Annotated in this window: 12 protein-coding genes; 7 read left to right on the forward strand and 5 right to left on the reverse strand. The window is 59.9% G+C overall.

Annotated features, from left to right (window positions below; genetic code table 11):
• Positions 1-55: 55 nt before the first annotated feature.
• The 3 genes from ACYVAC_RS02340 to ACYVAC_RS02350 form a co-directional block, all read right to left on the reverse strand.
• Positions 56-1,006, reverse strand: coding sequence for an EamA family transporter (locus ACYVAC_RS02340; protein ID WP_461095941.1), 951 nt, complete (start codon positions 1,004-1,006; stop codon positions 56-58).
• A gap of 124 nt (positions 1,007-1,130) precedes the next feature.
• Complete coding sequence (gene rlmB, locus ACYVAC_RS02345) at positions 1,131-1,976, reverse strand: 23S rRNA (guanosine(2251)-2'-O)-methyltransferase RlmB (protein WP_461095942.1); 846 nt, start codon at positions 1,974-1,976, stop codon at positions 1,131-1,133.
• Positions 1,949-3,334, reverse strand: coding sequence for a GWxTD domain-containing protein (locus tag ACYVAC_RS02350; protein ID WP_461095943.1), 1,386 nt, complete (start codon positions 3,332-3,334; stop codon positions 1,949-1,951). Before ACYVAC_RS02350 ends, rlmB begins: the two co-directional genes overlap by 28 nt.
• 205 nt (positions 3,335-3,539) lie before the next feature.
• Here ACYVAC_RS02350 and ACYVAC_RS02355 point away from each other — a divergent pair, with 205 nt between their 5' ends.
• Positions 3,540-4,307 carry a class I SAM-dependent methyltransferase gene (locus ACYVAC_RS02355; protein WP_461095944.1) on the forward strand — a complete coding sequence of 256 codons (768 nt, stop codon included), beginning with the start codon at positions 3,540-3,542 and terminating at the stop codon, positions 4,305-4,307.
• 60 nt (positions 4,308-4,367) lie between these two features.
• On the opposite strand, the gene ACYVAC_RS02360 is transcribed toward ACYVAC_RS02355, so the two are convergent.
• Positions 4,368-4,844: an FKBP-type peptidyl-prolyl cis-trans isomerase gene (locus ACYVAC_RS02360; protein WP_461095945.1), complete on the reverse strand. Its 477-nt coding sequence runs from the start codon at positions 4,842-4,844 to the stop codon at positions 4,368-4,370.
• Positions 4,845-4,991: 147 nt separating this feature from the next.
• On the opposite strand from ACYVAC_RS02360, the gene ACYVAC_RS02365 reads away from it, so the two are divergent.
• From ACYVAC_RS02365 to ACYVAC_RS02390, 6 genes are all read left to right on the forward strand, one after another.
• The gene (locus ACYVAC_RS02365) at positions 4,992-5,846 is read left to right on the forward strand and encodes a sugar phosphate isomerase/epimerase family protein (RefSeq protein ID WP_461095946.1); all 855 of its coding nucleotides are present in this window, start codon (positions 4,992-4,994) and stop codon (positions 5,844-5,846) included.
• Between the two features lie 191 nt (positions 5,847-6,037).
• Positions 6,038-8,818, forward strand: coding sequence for a substrate-binding domain-containing protein (locus ACYVAC_RS02370; RefSeq protein ID WP_461095947.1), 2,781 nt, complete (start codon positions 6,038-6,040; stop codon positions 8,816-8,818).
• 227 nt (positions 8,819-9,045) lie between these two features.
• A complete protein-coding gene (locus tag ACYVAC_RS02375) occupies positions 9,046-10,371 on the forward strand; it encodes a sugar porter family MFS transporter (RefSeq protein WP_461095948.1) in 1,326 nt (441 codons plus the stop codon).
• Positions 10,372-10,385: 14 nt separating this feature from the next.
• Positions 10,386-11,294 carry a carbohydrate kinase family protein gene (locus ACYVAC_RS02380; protein WP_461095949.1) on the forward strand — a complete coding sequence of 303 codons (909 nt, stop codon included), beginning with the start codon at positions 10,386-10,388 and terminating at the stop codon, positions 11,292-11,294.
• Positions 11,295-11,300: 6 nt separating this feature from the next.
• Entirely contained in the window at positions 11,301-12,866 is a 1,566-nt protein-coding gene (locus ACYVAC_RS02385) for a glycoside hydrolase family 32 protein (RefSeq protein ID WP_461095950.1), read from the forward strand.
• A gap of 125 nt (positions 12,867-12,991) precedes the next feature.
• Complete coding sequence (locus tag ACYVAC_RS02390) at positions 12,992-13,846, forward strand: oxidoreductase (protein WP_461095952.1); 855 nt, start codon at positions 12,992-12,994, stop codon at positions 13,844-13,846.
• 62 nt (positions 13,847-13,908) lie between these two features.
• Here the strand turns inward: ACYVAC_RS02390 and ACYVAC_RS02395 are convergent.
• A protein-coding gene (locus tag ACYVAC_RS02395; RefSeq protein WP_461095965.1) for an IS3 family transposase occupies positions 13,909-15,131 on the reverse strand; the annotation gives its coding sequence in 2 pieces (ribosomal slippage) (positions 13,909-14,774 and positions 14,774-15,131; 1,224 coding nt in all).
• Positions 15,132-15,186: the final 55 nt, after the last annotated feature.

Here is a 15,186-nt window from a genome sequence, read left to right on the forward strand (position 1 = left end):
AAAAATTGTCTGCGGGTAGTTTCCATGCTGCGGTAAAGGGAGGGGTTGGTTGTTTCTAATCAGTGGGAGGACCCGCCCGTTTAATGAGCACGACGGCGCCCAGAATGATCAGGGTAGCCAGGCCGATCAGAGCCGTGAGCGGCTCCCCGTCGAGCCCCCAGCCCAGCAGCAGCGCCACCACCGGATTCACATAGGCGTAGGTACCCACCAGCGCCGGGGGCTGTACCTGCATCAGCCACAGGTAAGCCGTATGGGCCACCAGCGTACCAAAGACAATGAGATAAAGCAGCGAGTATACCGAGGTCGCCGTTATCTGATCGGGCCGAACCGAATGCCACTCACCCGCCAGGCCGCTCACCACCAGCAAAAGCCCCCCACCCACCAGCATCTGCATGCCCATACGGGTCGGGATATTGATTGACCCATTGCGGTCGCGGTAAACGAGGGTACCCACGGCCCAGCTCAGCGCCGACAGCAGCAGCGCCAGCATACCGAGTCCGTAGCGGGTAGCCGCCAGCCCCGTCGGCGGAACCGCCTGCCGGCTGCCCGAGTAAATAAGCCACACCCCCAGCAGCCCGCCCAGTATCCCGGCCGCCAGCAGCGGGCTCCGAAACAGCTGCGCCCGCTGGGGTCCGTCGAGCAGTACCAGCCAGATGGGCGTAGTGGCCAGTATGACCGACGCCACGCCCGACGGAACATACTGCTCGGCCCAGCTCAGCGCACCGTAGTCGATGAAGATCATGAGAAAACCCGCCACGGCAGCCCACCCCCACTGTCCCGCCGATGGCCAGTAGCCCTGGCTCCGCCGGTAGCCATAGCCAAACAACAGCATCCCCGACACCGTAAAGCGGATGCCCATGGTGAGCAGGGGCGGAATGGTGTCGATTGCCCAGGCAATCGCCAGAAACGTTGAGCCCCAGATCAGGTAAATGGCCGCAAAAGCCAGCACAATCAGCAGCCGGGCGGGGGGTGCGGCCGGATTCATTCGAAACGAGTCGGGTTGCATGGCTACAAGATACAGCCAAAACGCGACCAACCTACCCCCGCCGGTCAGGCCCGGAAAAGGCACAGCCAGACCATCGGGCTGATGATCTGGCTGCGGGTAGGCAGGATGGATGGCCCGGCCTATTCTATTCGGAATCGGTGGCACCGGCCGCCAGCTGGGCGGCTACCGTGCGCTGACGGACGGCTTCGTAGAGCACCACGCCCGTTGCTACCGATACGTTGAGCGACCCAACGGCACCGAGCAGGGGAATCTTGACGTGGGTGTCGACCATGCGCAGCAGCTCGGGCGAGATTCCATCTTCTTCCGAACCCATAATCACGGCCATGGGGCCGGTCAGGTCGGTGCTGCGTTCGTAGAGGTCGCGGCTCGATTTTTCGGTACAGGCCACCACCGTTACGCCCGACTGCTGCAGGTATTTGACGGTTTCGGTCAGGTCGGGCTCGCGGCACACCGAGATGTGGTTGAGTGCCCCCGACGAGGTTTTCATGGCGTCGGAGTTGATGGCAGCCGCCCCACGTCCCGGAATCACGATGCACTGCACGCCCGTACATTCGGCGGTGCGGGCAATGGCACCGAAGTTGCGCACGTCGGTGATGCGGTCGAGCAGCAGAATAAACGGGGTTTCGCCCCGCTCATACACATCGGCGATCACGTTGGATAGCTTGACGTACTGCACCTGCGAGATGAGGCACACCACGCCCTGGTGGTTTTTGCGGGTCAGGCGGTCGAGCCGCTCCACCGGCACGCGCTGAATGGTCACCCGGTTCTGGAACGCCAGATTCTGGATGTCGGGGTTGCTCATCCCCTTCTCCATATACAGCTTATCGATCTGCTGATCCGAGCGCAGGGTTTCGATAACCGACTGGATACCGAACACCATTTCGTCGGGGCCGGGGCTGTACGATGGTTTGTTGTTGTATGATTTGTGCTGATTGGGGCGATTTACTCGCGGATTGCGCCGGTTCTCCATGCTTCGACAATCGGGTACCAAACCGGCTGATACTCAATGAAGCGCACCAGTTCGTAATGATCCTCGACAAATTGATTCGATTTTTTCGTAAAGGTAAAGTTTATCTCCGGAACGTTGGCGCGCCGAAGATAGACCCACACCTCTCGTTCGCGATTCCGCTGAATCCGGTCGGGTGGTCCCAGTACGATGTAAATCATGCCTTTATCGGTTTTCCAGCCTTCCTTGTAGGTCGTAAACAGGCGGTTAGCATCTTCTACCCGATCATAATAAGCGTGGATGGTACGCCGGGCCACGTCTTCGTTACCCGCCATCAGCGTCAGCCAGTACTTGTCGAACGCTTTTTTCGTGTTCTGGGCTTGGGTCATTTCATTGATCTCGGTGCTGGTGCTTACGTAGAGCACCGGCTTCACCAGTTTTTCGGGGCGCGTGAGTTTGGGGAAACGACCATCGGCTGCCACCAGACCGATACCATTGGCATCGGTCGTGTCTTCCGTAAAATAGTACAGCCCTTCGCGGGGCAGCACAAATGGCTGGCTGGTCGTGATGGTCAGCGTGGAATCGACCGTGAGCGATCGGGCCGCCGGGCGCGGGGCCGTATTCATTGGCGATGAGGCTGCTTCGAAATCGTGGCGGTAGCGAACCCCGTAGAGCACCTTGCGCGTACCGGCCAGGTCGCCCACCCGCACGGTGTCGCCAACGTTGACGTAGTTTCGCTGCAGCGGTAAGCGGCCCGACGGGTCGAGCAGGGCAAAGCGGTCGCTGGTCCGGAGGCCGCGGAACCGCAGGGGCAGATCGTTGCGCGCTTTGGTGCCGCTGGCCACTTCGGTGATTTCGGTCAGCAGCACCCCGCCGGCGAGGTCGAGCCGGTTGGCGGGTCGCTTTACCTCGAACGTAACCGTCAGGTGGTCGGCCTGCCGCACCACGGCGGGTTCGGTCAGCGACACGTTGCCGTAGCCCAGCCGCTCGCGGTTGTTGTAATCGGGATACATCACGTAGGCCACCTGAAAATGCTCGGCAAACTCAGCGGGTGTAGGCAACTGTCCCGTTGGGGTCACGGCGGTCATGTCCAGAAAAACGCGCAGCGTAGTGCTGTCGATCGCCAGAAATTTGCCTTTGATGGCCGTAACGACCCAGCCCGACGAGCGGTCGGCTACGGGTACGGCCGGCGCGGGGGCCGCCGTGGGTTCGCCCTGCCGAACGGGGGGCGGACCGGCCGGACGGGAGGCCGGTGCATCGGGCCGGCGGCTGGCTTCCGTGCGGGCTTCATAGGCCGTAGTGGCGCGGGCCGGCTGCGTTTTTTTTGAACCGGCACAACCCGCCAGCAGCGAAATAGACAGTAGAGCAGACAGTAGTCGCATAGCAGAGTAATCAGATCAGCAGCGGGTCGCTGCAGGCCACCAGACCAGCCGGCAGCACCCGCCTATGCATAACGAAAAAAGCGGGCCGTTCTGCCGCCCGGCCGCGTGCATTTTTGCGTTGGCAGGCCGGCAACCTCGCCCGCCCGACGGGCTTTTTTTTCTTTGCCCCCGCAAAAGAGTATTTTTACAAACCAATTGCAAGCGTATGTACAAGACCACCGAGATTACCTCTGCCGAAATCGCGTCTGACAATCCTGTTCACCAGCGGCTGCTGTTTCCGTATATCGAAGCGGCTGAGCAGGTTAGCGGCAAGGTACTCGAAATCGGCTGCGGCTGGGGCCGGGGCCTCGAGCTGCTGACCAAAGCCGCCGACCACTACACCGGTATCGATAAAAACACCGACCTGATCACGGCCCTCAGCGCCGAGTACCCGGCGGCTACCTTTATTGCGGCCAACATTCCGCCCCTGACGGGTCTGCCCGACAATACGTTCGACTACATCGTTACGTTTCAGGTGATCGAACACATCGAAAACGACGACCTTTTCATTAAAGAAGCCCACCGCGTGCTTAAACCGGGTGGCAAACTGCTGCTGACCACGGTCAACAAAACGTTTTCGCTGACCCGCAACCCCTGGCACGTACGCGAATACTACGCCGACGGCCTCAGGACGCTCATGGGCAAATATTTCCCGACCGTCGACACCAAAGGCATCCACGGCAACGGCAAGGTGATGACCTATTACGAGCAGAACAAAGCGTCGGTGAAAAAGCTGACCCGCTTCGATATTTTCAACCTTCAGTACCGGCTGCCCCGCCGGCTGCTGCAGGTGCCTTACGACCTGATGAACCGGCTCAACCGCAACCGGCTGCTGCAGGCCGACGGGCTGGCCGCCGAAATCAAGTACACCGACTATCTGGTGAGCCAGGATCCGGCCGGCAGTCTCGACTTTTTTTATACCGCTACCAAATAGTTGGCACACACCGTCAGCAGCGGGGGTGGTCAGTCGGTCGACGGGCCACCCCCGCTTTGCTTAGTTGATCGACAGCAGGTCGATGTCGAAGATCAGAATCGAGTTGGCCGGAATACCGCTCTGCTCCTGCGGGCCGTAGGCCAGACTCGGCGGCAGGTACAGCGTTACGGTGCCGCCCGGTGCCACGAGTGGAATTCCCTCCTGCCAGCCCAGAATAAGCTGCCCCAGACCGAAACTGACGCCTTCGCCACTGTCGAACGTGGTGCCGTTGGTGAGCTTGCCGGTATAATTGACCGTCACGTTGGAGCAGATGGTGGGTTTAGCCCCTTTGCCCGGCGTTTTGATGGTGTAGAAAAATCCCCGGTCGTCGTAGGTGGCCGTTATCCCTTTGGCAGCCAGCGTTTGCCGAAGCGTAGCTATTTCATTATCAGGCGCTTTAACGGTTACGGGGGTAGCCGTACAGGGCGTCTGTTCGCCCGGCTGACAGCTGCTCAGGGCCAGCGCCAGTCCGAGGGCATACACAAAGCGGTTGGTCATACAGAATGCGTGATTGAGGTTGATGCTGCGGCAAAGCTACACCATCGCCGACGGATGACCGGTATGCCCGCACCGGCGTTTTTACGGGGGGCTGCACACAAAACAGGCCCGTTCATCCGTTCACCCTACAACCAATCCTGATCCAGCATGACACTCAACCGACGTTTGTTTCTCCAGCAGGCGGGTGCCCTGACCGCCGGAGCCGCGCTGCTCCCAGCCGCGCTGCGGGCATCCAGTGCGACCATTACCAAACCGGGGCTGCAGCTCTATTCGCTGCGCGACGACATGGAAAAAGACGCCCGCGGCACGCTCAAAAAAGTAGCCGCCATGGGGTATAAGGAAATCGAATCGTACCCGGGCAGCCAGGGCTTTTTGTGGGGCATGTCGCCCACCGAGTTCAGCGGCTATCTCAAGGAGCTGGGGCTGACACCTATCAGTACCCACACGGGTCTGGCCGCCGACATGGAGAAAGCCATTGCCGATGCCGCAGCGGCCGGTTTTCAGAAGCTCGTCGTATCGTCGATTCCAGAAGACCGGCGCCAGTCGATGAGCGGCTTCCGCAAAGTGGCCGACGAGTTCAACCGCCTGGGCGAGCAAACCCAGAAAGCCGGCCTGCAGTTTGGGTACCACAACCACGATTACCCGTTTACCGAACTGGAAGGGCTGGTGCCCTACGACACGCTCGTACGCGGCACCGACCCCAAACTGGTCACGTTCGAGCTCGATATTTTCTGGGTGATTGCTGCTGGCAAAGACCCCATCACGTATTTCAACAAGTACCCCGGCCGCTATACGATGGCCCACATCAAAGACCGCGATGCCAAAGATCCGAAAGTATCGACCGTAGTGGGTAAAGGCAATCTGAAGATGGGCCCTATACTGGCCGCGGCCAAACGCGCCGGCGTCGAGCATTTCTTCGTCGAGGTTGAACAATACGGCACCCTGACCCCTAGCGACAGTGTGAAACAGTCGCTGGCGGGTGTGAAGAAACTGGTGTTTTAAGGCGCCATTGCGCCGGGCCCGCATGGGTCCAGTACCCCTGCCAGCAGACAGCCATCCGGTTTCGGGTGGGCTGTTTGCCGGACAGGGGTATTTTTGTGGGTTCCGGGCGGCCGGTGGTATTCTGCCCCGCAATCGTTACAACCATTTCGTTCTACACTATCTTTAGACAATCCTGTTTCGCTGCTGCGTCTATGCGCCGTCCTGTGCTGCTTCTGGCTGTTTACGTTTCCCCTTCCCGGCTGTTGCTGTGGCTGGTGGGCCTGCTGCTGACCGGATGCGTAGCGACGGCCGATGAGCCTACGTACCGGATCGGCTTCTCGCAGCGCACCGAGGCCGACACCTGGCGGCAGAGCATGCGCGAGAGCATGAAGCAGGAACTCTCGTTTCACCCCGACATTCAGTTTATCGTTAAAAACGCCAATGGCGACAGCCAGCGGCAGGTGCAGCAGATTCAGGAACTCATCGACCAGCGCGTCGACCTGCTGATTGTGTCGCCCAACGCGGCCCGGCCTATCACGCCCATCGTCGAAAAAGCCTACCAGCAGGGTATTCCCGTCGTTATTCTCGACCGCCGGACAGCTTCGGATCAGTACACGGCCTACGTAGGTGCCGACAACCTGGAGGTGGGCCGCACGGCGGGGCTCTACGCCCGGTCGCTGCTGCGGGGGCGGGGTGGCATTGTGGAAGTGGGCGAATCGCCGGGCTCGTCGGCCGACATCGATCGGCACCGGGGCTTTGTCGAGCGCCTGCAGACCGCTCCCGGTCTGCAGCTGGTGGCCCGACTGGAGGGCGACTGGGACACCCGTTCGTTTGCCGACCGCCTGGCCACGCTGCTGAAAACCCAGCCCTCGATTCGGCTTATCTTCGCCCAGAACGACCGCAATGCGCTGAAAGCCCATACCATCTGCGCCCGGCTGGGGCTGACCCGACGCGTTCAGATCATTGGGGTCGATGGGTTGCCCGGCCCCAACGAAGGCATCGACCTGGTCAGGCGGGGTTTGCTCAGCGGCACCGTGCTGTACCCCACCGGTGGCCGCGAAGCCATCCGGACGGCGGTAGCCATACTGCACAAGCAGCCGTTCAGCCGCGAGAACCGCCTGCCCATTACGCTGATCGACTCGACCAACGTGCAGATCATGGCGCTTCAGAACGGCAAGATCACCGAGCAGCAGCGCGACATTGAAAAGCAGATGCAGCGTATCGATGCGCTGACCCAGACCTACACGTCGCAGAAAAACACCCTGTATCTGACGCTGGCCAGTTTGCTGGTGGTGATGCTGCTGGGTGGCTGGGCGCTCTACCTGTTCCGCTCGAAACAAACGGCTTACCAGACCCTTGAGCGCCAGAATAAGGAAATCAGGGCGCAGAAAGACCAGATCGAAGCGGTATCGGCACAGGCGCGGCTGGCTACCGAAGAAAAACTGCGGTTTTATTCCTACATCTCCCACGAATTCAATACCCCGCTCAGCCTCATCGTCACCCCAACCGAAGAGCTGCTGAGCCGCAAAAGTGTAAGCCCGGCCGACCTGCGCAGCAACCTGCTGCTGGTGCAGAAAAACGCCAACCGGCTCTGGCGCCTGATCGACCAGATGCTCGACCTCCGCAAAACCGACGCCGGCAAGCAGCGCCTGCGCACCGCGCAACAGGATTTGCTCCCGTTTATCCGACACATCGTGCAGGATTTCGCGCCCAAAGCCCACCGGCAGCGCATCGACCTGCAGCTGCTAACCGAGTTGACCGAACTGCCCCTCTGGTTCGATGAAGAGAAACTCGATAAGGTCATTGTCAATCTGCTGGCCAATGCCTTCAAATACACTCCGCGCGGGGGCCTGATTCACGTGCGGGTTGGGGTAGCCGATGGGCAGGTGTGGATTGCGGTGCAGGATAACGGCGTGGGCATGACGCCCGACGAGCAGGCCCATGCCTTCGATCTGTTCTACAGCGGTGCCCAACCCTTCAACCTCTCGAAAGGGCTCGGACTAGCCCTGTCGATGGAGTTTGTGCAGCTACACCAGGGCGAGCTGCGTGTGGCGTCGGAAAAAGGACGGGGCACCACCTTTACCATCCAGCTGCCACTGGGTAACGACCACCTCTCGCCCGACGAAATGACCGGTTCGCCGGCCGGACCACGGCTGATGCCCGAACTCGACGAGGACGACGCCCCAGCCCCCATCGGCAGCCCCGGCCCTAAAGCGGGCACCCTGCTGCTGGTGGAGGACAACGACGACCTGCGCGCCTTTCTGACCGCCCGACTCGGCACGACCTACGACGTGCTGGCCGAAGCCTCGGGCGAAAAAGCCTGGACCCGCATCCTCGACGTTATTCCCGACCTCATCATCAGCGACATCATGCTGTCGGGCGAGTCGGGCGGAACGCCGGCCGACGGAACGGACGGGCTGCAGCTCACCCAGCGTGTGAAAGCTGATCTGCGCACGTCCCACATTCCGGTGGTGCTGCTGACCGCCCGGGGACAGATGGACGAACGCATCGAGGGCACCCGCGTGGGGGCCGATGCCTACATCACCAAGCCGTTCAACATGACGTACCTGCTCGAAACACTGCGCACCATCCTGGCTAACCGCGAAAAGTGGCAGCGTCGCTATGCGTCCGACTTTCTGGGACAGAGCACCAGTAACCGGGAAGACAAAAAATTCCTGAACCAACTGACAGCCCTGATCGAGCAGCACCTGGCCGACTCCACCTTTGGGGTCGAGAAGCTGAGCCGTGAAATGGGCCTGTCGCGGGTGCAGCTGTATCGAAAAGTACAGGCCCTGCTGAATATGACGGTAATGGATTACCTGACCGAAGTGCGGCTGAAGAAAGCCAAATACCTGCTCCGCGAAACCAGCAGGCCTGTGGCCGAAATCGCCGACGAAGCCGGATTCAGTTCACCGGCTTATTTCACCACGTTCTTCAAGCAGCACACCAAACGCACCCCCTCGGAGTACCGCCGGTCGCCCCTCGATGCCTGACCCCAGCGAACGGCGCCAGTGGCCGGCATCAGGCGTTACAAAATCAGAAATGGCCGTAACAAAACCGAAATCCGGCACCGGCGCCTATCCAATAATGCACTGATTTTCAGACCACTAAACAAACCCACTGAATCATAACTATCTGAACGACTTTCGAAAGTGCGGCACCAACGCGCCGGCTAGCTTTGGGCTACCGATCCGGCCTCACCGGACAATCTGCGCTAGTTATGAGTCAGGCACAACGCATCTTTTTCTGGTCGATTACAGCTGCCCTCGGTGGCTTTCTGTTTGGTTTCGACACGGCCGTCATATCCGGCGTCGAACAGTCGCTGCAGGCCCTCTGGCACCTGAGCGTGTGGGAGCATGGTCTTACCGTTTCCATCGCGCTGATCGGCACCGTGATTGGCTCGCTGACGGGTGGTATTCCGGCCGAGCGGCTGGGTCGAAAACCCACCCTGTTCTGGATTGCGGTGCTTTACCTGCTGGCTTCACTCGGCACAGCCCTGGCCCCTACCTGGCCGGTCTTTCTGGTGTTTCGGTTTCTGGGCGGGCTGGGCGTTGGCGCATCGTCGGTGGCCGCGCCGATGTATATCACTGAAATTTCGCCCCCGAAATCGCGCGGCAAGCTGGTCGGGCTGTTTCAGTTCAACGTCGTGCTGGGCATTCTGATCGCCTACCTGTCGAACTTCCTGCTGGCCAACGTGGGCGATGAGCCCTGGCGCTGGATGCTGGGCGTACAGGCCCTTCCCTCCCTGATTTTCCTGATCGCGGTACTCAACGTGCCCGAGAGCCCGCGCTGGCTTTACCTGAAAAAGCATGACACCGACCAGGCGCTGACAGTGTTGCAGCAGATCGACCCCGACACGGCCGAACAAACCCTGGCGGCCATCCGGGCCAGCAGCGAACAGCCGGGGCTGGCATCGGCGCGGCTCTTTTCGGGCGCCTACAAAACACCCGTGCTGCTGGCCGTGCTGTTTGCCGTTTTCAACCAGGTATCGGGCATCAACGCCATTATCTACTACGCCCCCCGCATTTTCGAAATGACGGGGCTGGGCAAAAATTCGGCCCTGCTCTCATCGGCCGGCGTTGGGCTGATCAACCTGATCTTTACGCTGATTTCGATGAACCTGATCGACCGTTACGGCCGCCGGACACTCATGAAAATCGGCTCGGTCGGCCTGATTGTCACGCTGGGACTGGTGGCGCGGGCCTTTTATGTCGAAGATTTCGGTCTGACCGTACCCCTGCTGCTCTTCGCTTACATCGCTTTCTTCGGTTTCTCGCAGGGCGCGGTGATCTGGGTGTTTATTTCCGAGATTTTCCCAAACGAGGTGCGGGCGAGCGGCCAGGCGCTGGGCAGCTTCACCCACTGGTTTATGGCCGCCCTCATCACCTTCACTTTCCCTTACCTGTCGGAGCAGTTCGGGGGTGGCAACACCTTCCTGTTTTTCACGGTCATGATGGTGTTGCAGCTGGTATTTGTGCTGCGGCTCATGCCCGAAACCAAGGGTACCAGCCTGGAAGGGGTTGAAAAAACTGTTTTTATCCACTAATTCTTTTCTGCGTTATGACCCCAACGATAACCTGCTTCGGCGAAACCCTGTGGGACGTGCTGCCCACCAGCAAACAGCCCGGTGGAGCCCCGCTCAACGTGGCCGCCAGCCTGCGCAACTTTGGGCTGCAGTCGCAACTGATCAGCCGGGTAGGCGCCGATGAGCTGGGCACCGACCTGCTTACCTTTATTGGTGAAAAAGGACTACCCACCCAGTTGATTCAGGTTGGCCAGACCCACCTCACCGGTGTGGCCAAGGCCAACATCAGCAATACCAGCGAAGTCACGTATAAGATCGTTCAGCCCGTTGCCTGGGATTATATCCAGCTCACGCCCGACCTGATCGACGTGGTGCAGCAGAGCGATGTGTTTGTCTATGGCAGTCTGGCCGCCCGCAGTCCGCAAACATTGGCCACGCTCCGCGCCCTGCTCGACGTAGCGCCACGTACTGTGTTCGATGTGAACCTGCGGGCTCCCCACTACGACCGGGCCACTATAGAAACGCTGTTGCAGGCGGCCCACATCGTGAAGCTTAACGAACACGAGCTGGCTGAGCTGGCGGGCTGGTATGGCAACCGAAACAACCTGTACCGGGCTATGCTCGATCTGCGGGAACGGTACGACCTGACCCAGCTGTGCGTTACACTGGGCGGTGCCGGCGCGGTGCTGCTCGATCAGGCCGGCTTCTACAGTCAGGTCGGTCTCCGGGTCGACGTGGTCGACACGATCGGCAGTGGCGATGCGTTTCTGGCGGCCTTTCTGCACAAGCTGCTTCAGGGCAAACAGCCCAACGATATACTGGCTTTTGCCTGCGCTACCGGCGCCTACGTGGCAACGCGGCCGGGCGCTACGCCGATCTTTACCGAAGACACCATCAACGCGCTCATTGTCCAGCAGCAGGCGCCGACGCAGGTGCTGAACTAACCTACTATGTATCGATCACTTCTGCAGATAGCCCTGCTGCTGTCAGTTGGCGCCGGGGCTCTGGGACAGACCGCCCCCCCCGAAGCCTACCGCCCGGTTTACCACTATACGGCCCCTAAAAACTGGGTCAATGACCCTAATGGCCTGCTTTTCGACGGCCGGCAGTATCACCTGTTCTACCAGCATAACCCCTTCGGCAACGAGTGGGGCCACATGAGCTGGGGCCATGCCGTCAGCGCCGACCTGCTGCGCTGGCAGGATAAGCCGCTAGCCATTCCGGAGTTTGCGCATCCCGATGGTAAGACCCAGACGGCCATTTTCTCGGGCAGTGCCGTCATCGACAAGGGTAACAGGCAGGGTTTCTGCCCTACCGGCACCCGCTACTGCCTGGTGGCGCTGTATACGGGGAACGTAACCCGGGGCGATACACAGCTGGCGCAGTACCAGAATCTGGCCTACAGCGCCGACAACGGCCTGACCTGGCAGCAGTACGCCCACAACCCCGTGCTCGACCTCAGCAGCAAGGAGTTTCGAGACCCTAACGTATTCTGGTATGCTCCCCAGCAGAAATGGGTGATGGCCACCGTGAAAGCTACCGAGCACCGGGTAGCCCTGTTCGAATCGACCAACCTGAAAGACTGGCGTTTACTGAGCCATTTTGGGCCACTGGCCGATACGTCGCGGGTGTGGGAATGCCCGGCCCTGATGAATTTACCCATCGACGGCGAGCCGGGACGGTCGAAATGGGTGCTGTTTGTATCGGCGGGGCATCCGCAGCCAGGCTACCTGGGTATGCAGTATTTCGTGGGCGATTTCGACGGGCGCGACTTCCGGCTCGACCCGGCCAACCCCAAACCACTGGCGCCCGCCGTCATGAACGTGGTCGACTGGGGGAAAGATTACTACGCAGCCATTCCGGTCAATAACCGCCCGGCCGCGCAGCCCAACCCGATCACTATCGGCTGGGTCAACGACTGGGAATACGCCAACAAAATTCCGACGACGCCATTTAAGGGCACCTTTGCGCTGCCGCGGACGCTGGCACTCAGCCGCACCGCTGCCGGGCTCGAACTGGTGCAGCGTCCCATCTCGCTGGACCCGCTGCGCGGCAAACCCGTTACGCTGACCAGCCGGCCCGTGACCGGTACCCTTGCCGTTCCCTTTCGGGGCGAAGCGTACGAACTTACGGTCGATATGGGCGTGGGCTCGGCCAGCCAGGTGGGGCTCGATCTGCTCGTCAGTGGCGACGAAGCTACCCGGCTCCGCTACGACGTAACCACGCAGACGCTCTCCCTCGACCGTACTCACTCGGGCCAAGTCACGTTCAGCGACCGGTTCCCGAGCGTCGAAACCATGCCGGTGCCGCTGACCAATGGCCGCCTGAAGCTGCATGTGCTGGTCGACAAGGCGGTGATCGAAGTGTTTGCTGATGGTGGCCGGCGCGTACTGACGGATGCGGTTTTTCCGACGAAACACGACGGGCAGCTGGTGCTCGTGGCCACCGGGGGCACGGCTACCTGCCACAGCCTTACGGTCTGGCCCATTGGCACCACGCAAACCGCCCGACGCTAGTATGCTCCCGACACTGACGGTACTGAAACCCCCGCCACATTAACTGTCGCGGGGGTTTCCGGGTTATACACGATACGGAACTGCAGCCGCGCCGATGCGGCTCAGTTGGTTCCGGCATCAACACAATGACACAACAACACGCACCCGTCTGGTTTATCACCGGCTGCTCGACCGGGTTTGGTCGTGAACTGGCCACTCTTGTGCTAAAGCGGGGCTGGAACGCCGTTATTACGGCCCGCCACCCCGATCAGCTCACCGATCTGGCCAGCCACTATCCAGATACGGCGCTGGTGCTGCCGCTCGACGTTACGAAAGCCGATCAGATTCAGGCAGCTGTAGCCAACGCCAACGACACCTTCGGCCGCATCGACGTGCTGGTCAACAACGCCGGTTACGGGTATTTCAGCAGCATCGAAGAAGGTGAGGACGCCAAAATCCGGGCGCAGTTCGACACCAACGTGTTTGGCCTGATTGCCATGACCCAGGCCGTACTGCCCGGTATGCGGGCACAGCGCAGCGGCCACATCGTCAACTTCTCGTCGATTGGCGGCCTGGTGGGCTTTACGGCCACCGGGTTTTACCACGCCACCAAGTTTGCCGTCGAAGGCTTGTCTGAATCGCTGGCAAAAGAAGTGGAGCCCCTGGGCATCCGGGTGCTGGTGGTCGAGCCGGGCCCTTTCCGCACCGACTGGGCCGGGCGCTCGACAGCCCGCACCGAAACCGCCCTTACCGACTACCAGGATACGGTGGGCAAGCGCATGGACGCAAGCCTCGCCAACAGCGGCAAACAGAAGGGCGACCCGGTACGCGGCAGCCAGGCTATCATCGACGCCGTGGAAAGCCATACGCCCCATCTGCGGCTGCTGCTGGGCGACATGGCCTACAAACTCGCTACGGAGAAACTCGACGCCCTGCGCGACAACTTCACGGCCTGGAAAGACCTGTCGCTCAGCGCCGACTTTCCCGATAGCGACGCCTAGTGACCCGTCCTAAAATAGGTTGACAGGTTTATTGATTATGTTGTCTTGAAGCAGCACCCCTTTCAAGTGGGTGCTGCTTTTTGTTGCTTGTGTACTTGATCGGGGGTTTGATAAGCTAACGACAGATGGGGCCGGTGTTGATTGTAAATGGCTACTGATTCAGCTACCATCTGACGCGCTTCAGTCAAATCAGCCGGACGCACCACTAGGAATTCGTATTTTATAATGCCATTCATCCGCTCTGCCAGTGCATTCTGGTAGCAGTCAGAGCCATCCGTCATTGAACAAGTGACACCATACTGGCGGTGCAAACGCTGATAGTAGTCGGCACAATACTGACTCCCCCGATCCGAATGATGGATCAGGGGCTGGGTGAGTTTGTTGGCCTTCAGTGCCCCTTCGAAGGCGACTCGTACCGCGGCTGCGGTTAATTGCTCATGCACGTGATAACCCACGATCTTGCGTGAGTAGGCGTCGGTCACCAGGCTCAGATACGCTTCTCCCTGAGCTACCTCTAAGTAGGTAATATCAGCTACCCAGAGTTGATTGGGCCGCTCAACCACCAGATCGTTCGTGGCATTGGGGTATTTACGCATCCAATGGCTGGAGTCGGTCGTTTTGCGATAGCTACGGGCCGCTCCCACCAGCAAGCCTGCATGGCGCAAACAGCTAAATAAGCCATCCCGCCCTAGTTTGATTCGCTGCTCTTGTAGTTTCTGCTTCAGTAAGTAATGAAGTTTACGCGTACCAAGCCGGGGCATGAGTCGACGCTGTTGCCGCACTAACTCAATCACTCGATTCCTGGTAGTTTGGTCGCGTTGTCGACGTTGTTGAGCCTGGTAATAACTCTGGCGACTGACCCCGAACAGTTGACAAATGTAGACCAGGCTCATTTGCCGCTCCGTCTGGAGCCGGTGGACTGCGCGGGGGAAGCCTTTTTTCGAATGTTGAGGCCATGCTCTTTCTCGGCCACCTCAATTAATGTTTGGTAAGCCAGAACCCGATCTTTCTCTCGTTGCAAATCGGCTTCTAGTTCTTTGATCCGCTGCTCGGGGGTGGGGGCTTTAGCGGGGTTAGGGTTGGCTTTCATAGCGGATCGAGGGGGAAACTGCCAGTCTAAGCTACCTAATTTCCGCAACCAGACCAAAACCGTTGAGCGGCCCTGGATCCCATACTTGGCCTGGGCTTGTTTATAGGTCAAGCTGCCTTGTTCGACTTCCTGGACGACACTGCGCTTAAAGGCCAAGGTGTAGTCGCCCTGAGTGCGCTTACGTCGTTGATTGATTGGCTTATCCATAAAATAAGTTGGGGGTAGTGTCAACCTATTTCAGGACGGGTCA

It is taken from the genome of Spirosoma luteolum, assembly GCF_054778875.1.

Coding starts and splice junctions, on each gene's coding strand:
- ACYVAC_RS02340 (WP_461095941.1), bottom strand. CDS start 1,006: ATGCAACCCGACTCGTTTCGAATGAATCCGGCCGCACCCCCCGCCCGG.
- rlmB (WP_461095942.1), bottom strand. CDS start 1,976: ATGGAGAACCGGCGCAATCCGCGAGTAAATCGCCCCAATCAGCACAAA.
- ACYVAC_RS02350 (WP_461095943.1), bottom strand. CDS start 3,334: ATGCGACTACTGTCTGCTCTACTGTCTATTTCGCTGCTGGCGGGTTGT.
- ACYVAC_RS02355 (WP_461095944.1), top strand. CDS start 3,540: ATGTACAAGACCACCGAGATTACCTCTGCCGAAATCGCGTCTGACAAT.
- ACYVAC_RS02360 (WP_461095945.1), bottom strand. CDS start 4,844: ATGACCAACCGCTTTGTGTATGCCCTCGGACTGGCGCTGGCCCTGAGC.
- ACYVAC_RS02365 (WP_461095946.1), top strand. CDS start 4,992: ATGACACTCAACCGACGTTTGTTTCTCCAGCAGGCGGGTGCCCTGACC.
- ACYVAC_RS02370 (WP_461095947.1), top strand. CDS start 6,038: ATGCGCCGTCCTGTGCTGCTTCTGGCTGTTTACGTTTCCCCTTCCCGG.
- ACYVAC_RS02375 (WP_461095948.1), top strand. CDS start 9,046: ATGAGTCAGGCACAACGCATCTTTTTCTGGTCGATTACAGCTGCCCTC.
- ACYVAC_RS02380 (WP_461095949.1), top strand. CDS start 10,386: ATGACCCCAACGATAACCTGCTTCGGCGAAACCCTGTGGGACGTGCTG.
- ACYVAC_RS02385 (WP_461095950.1), top strand. CDS start 11,301: ATGTATCGATCACTTCTGCAGATAGCCCTGCTGCTGTCAGTTGGCGCC.
- ACYVAC_RS02390 (WP_461095952.1), top strand. CDS start 12,992: ATGACACAACAACACGCACCCGTCTGGTTTATCACCGGCTGCTCGACC.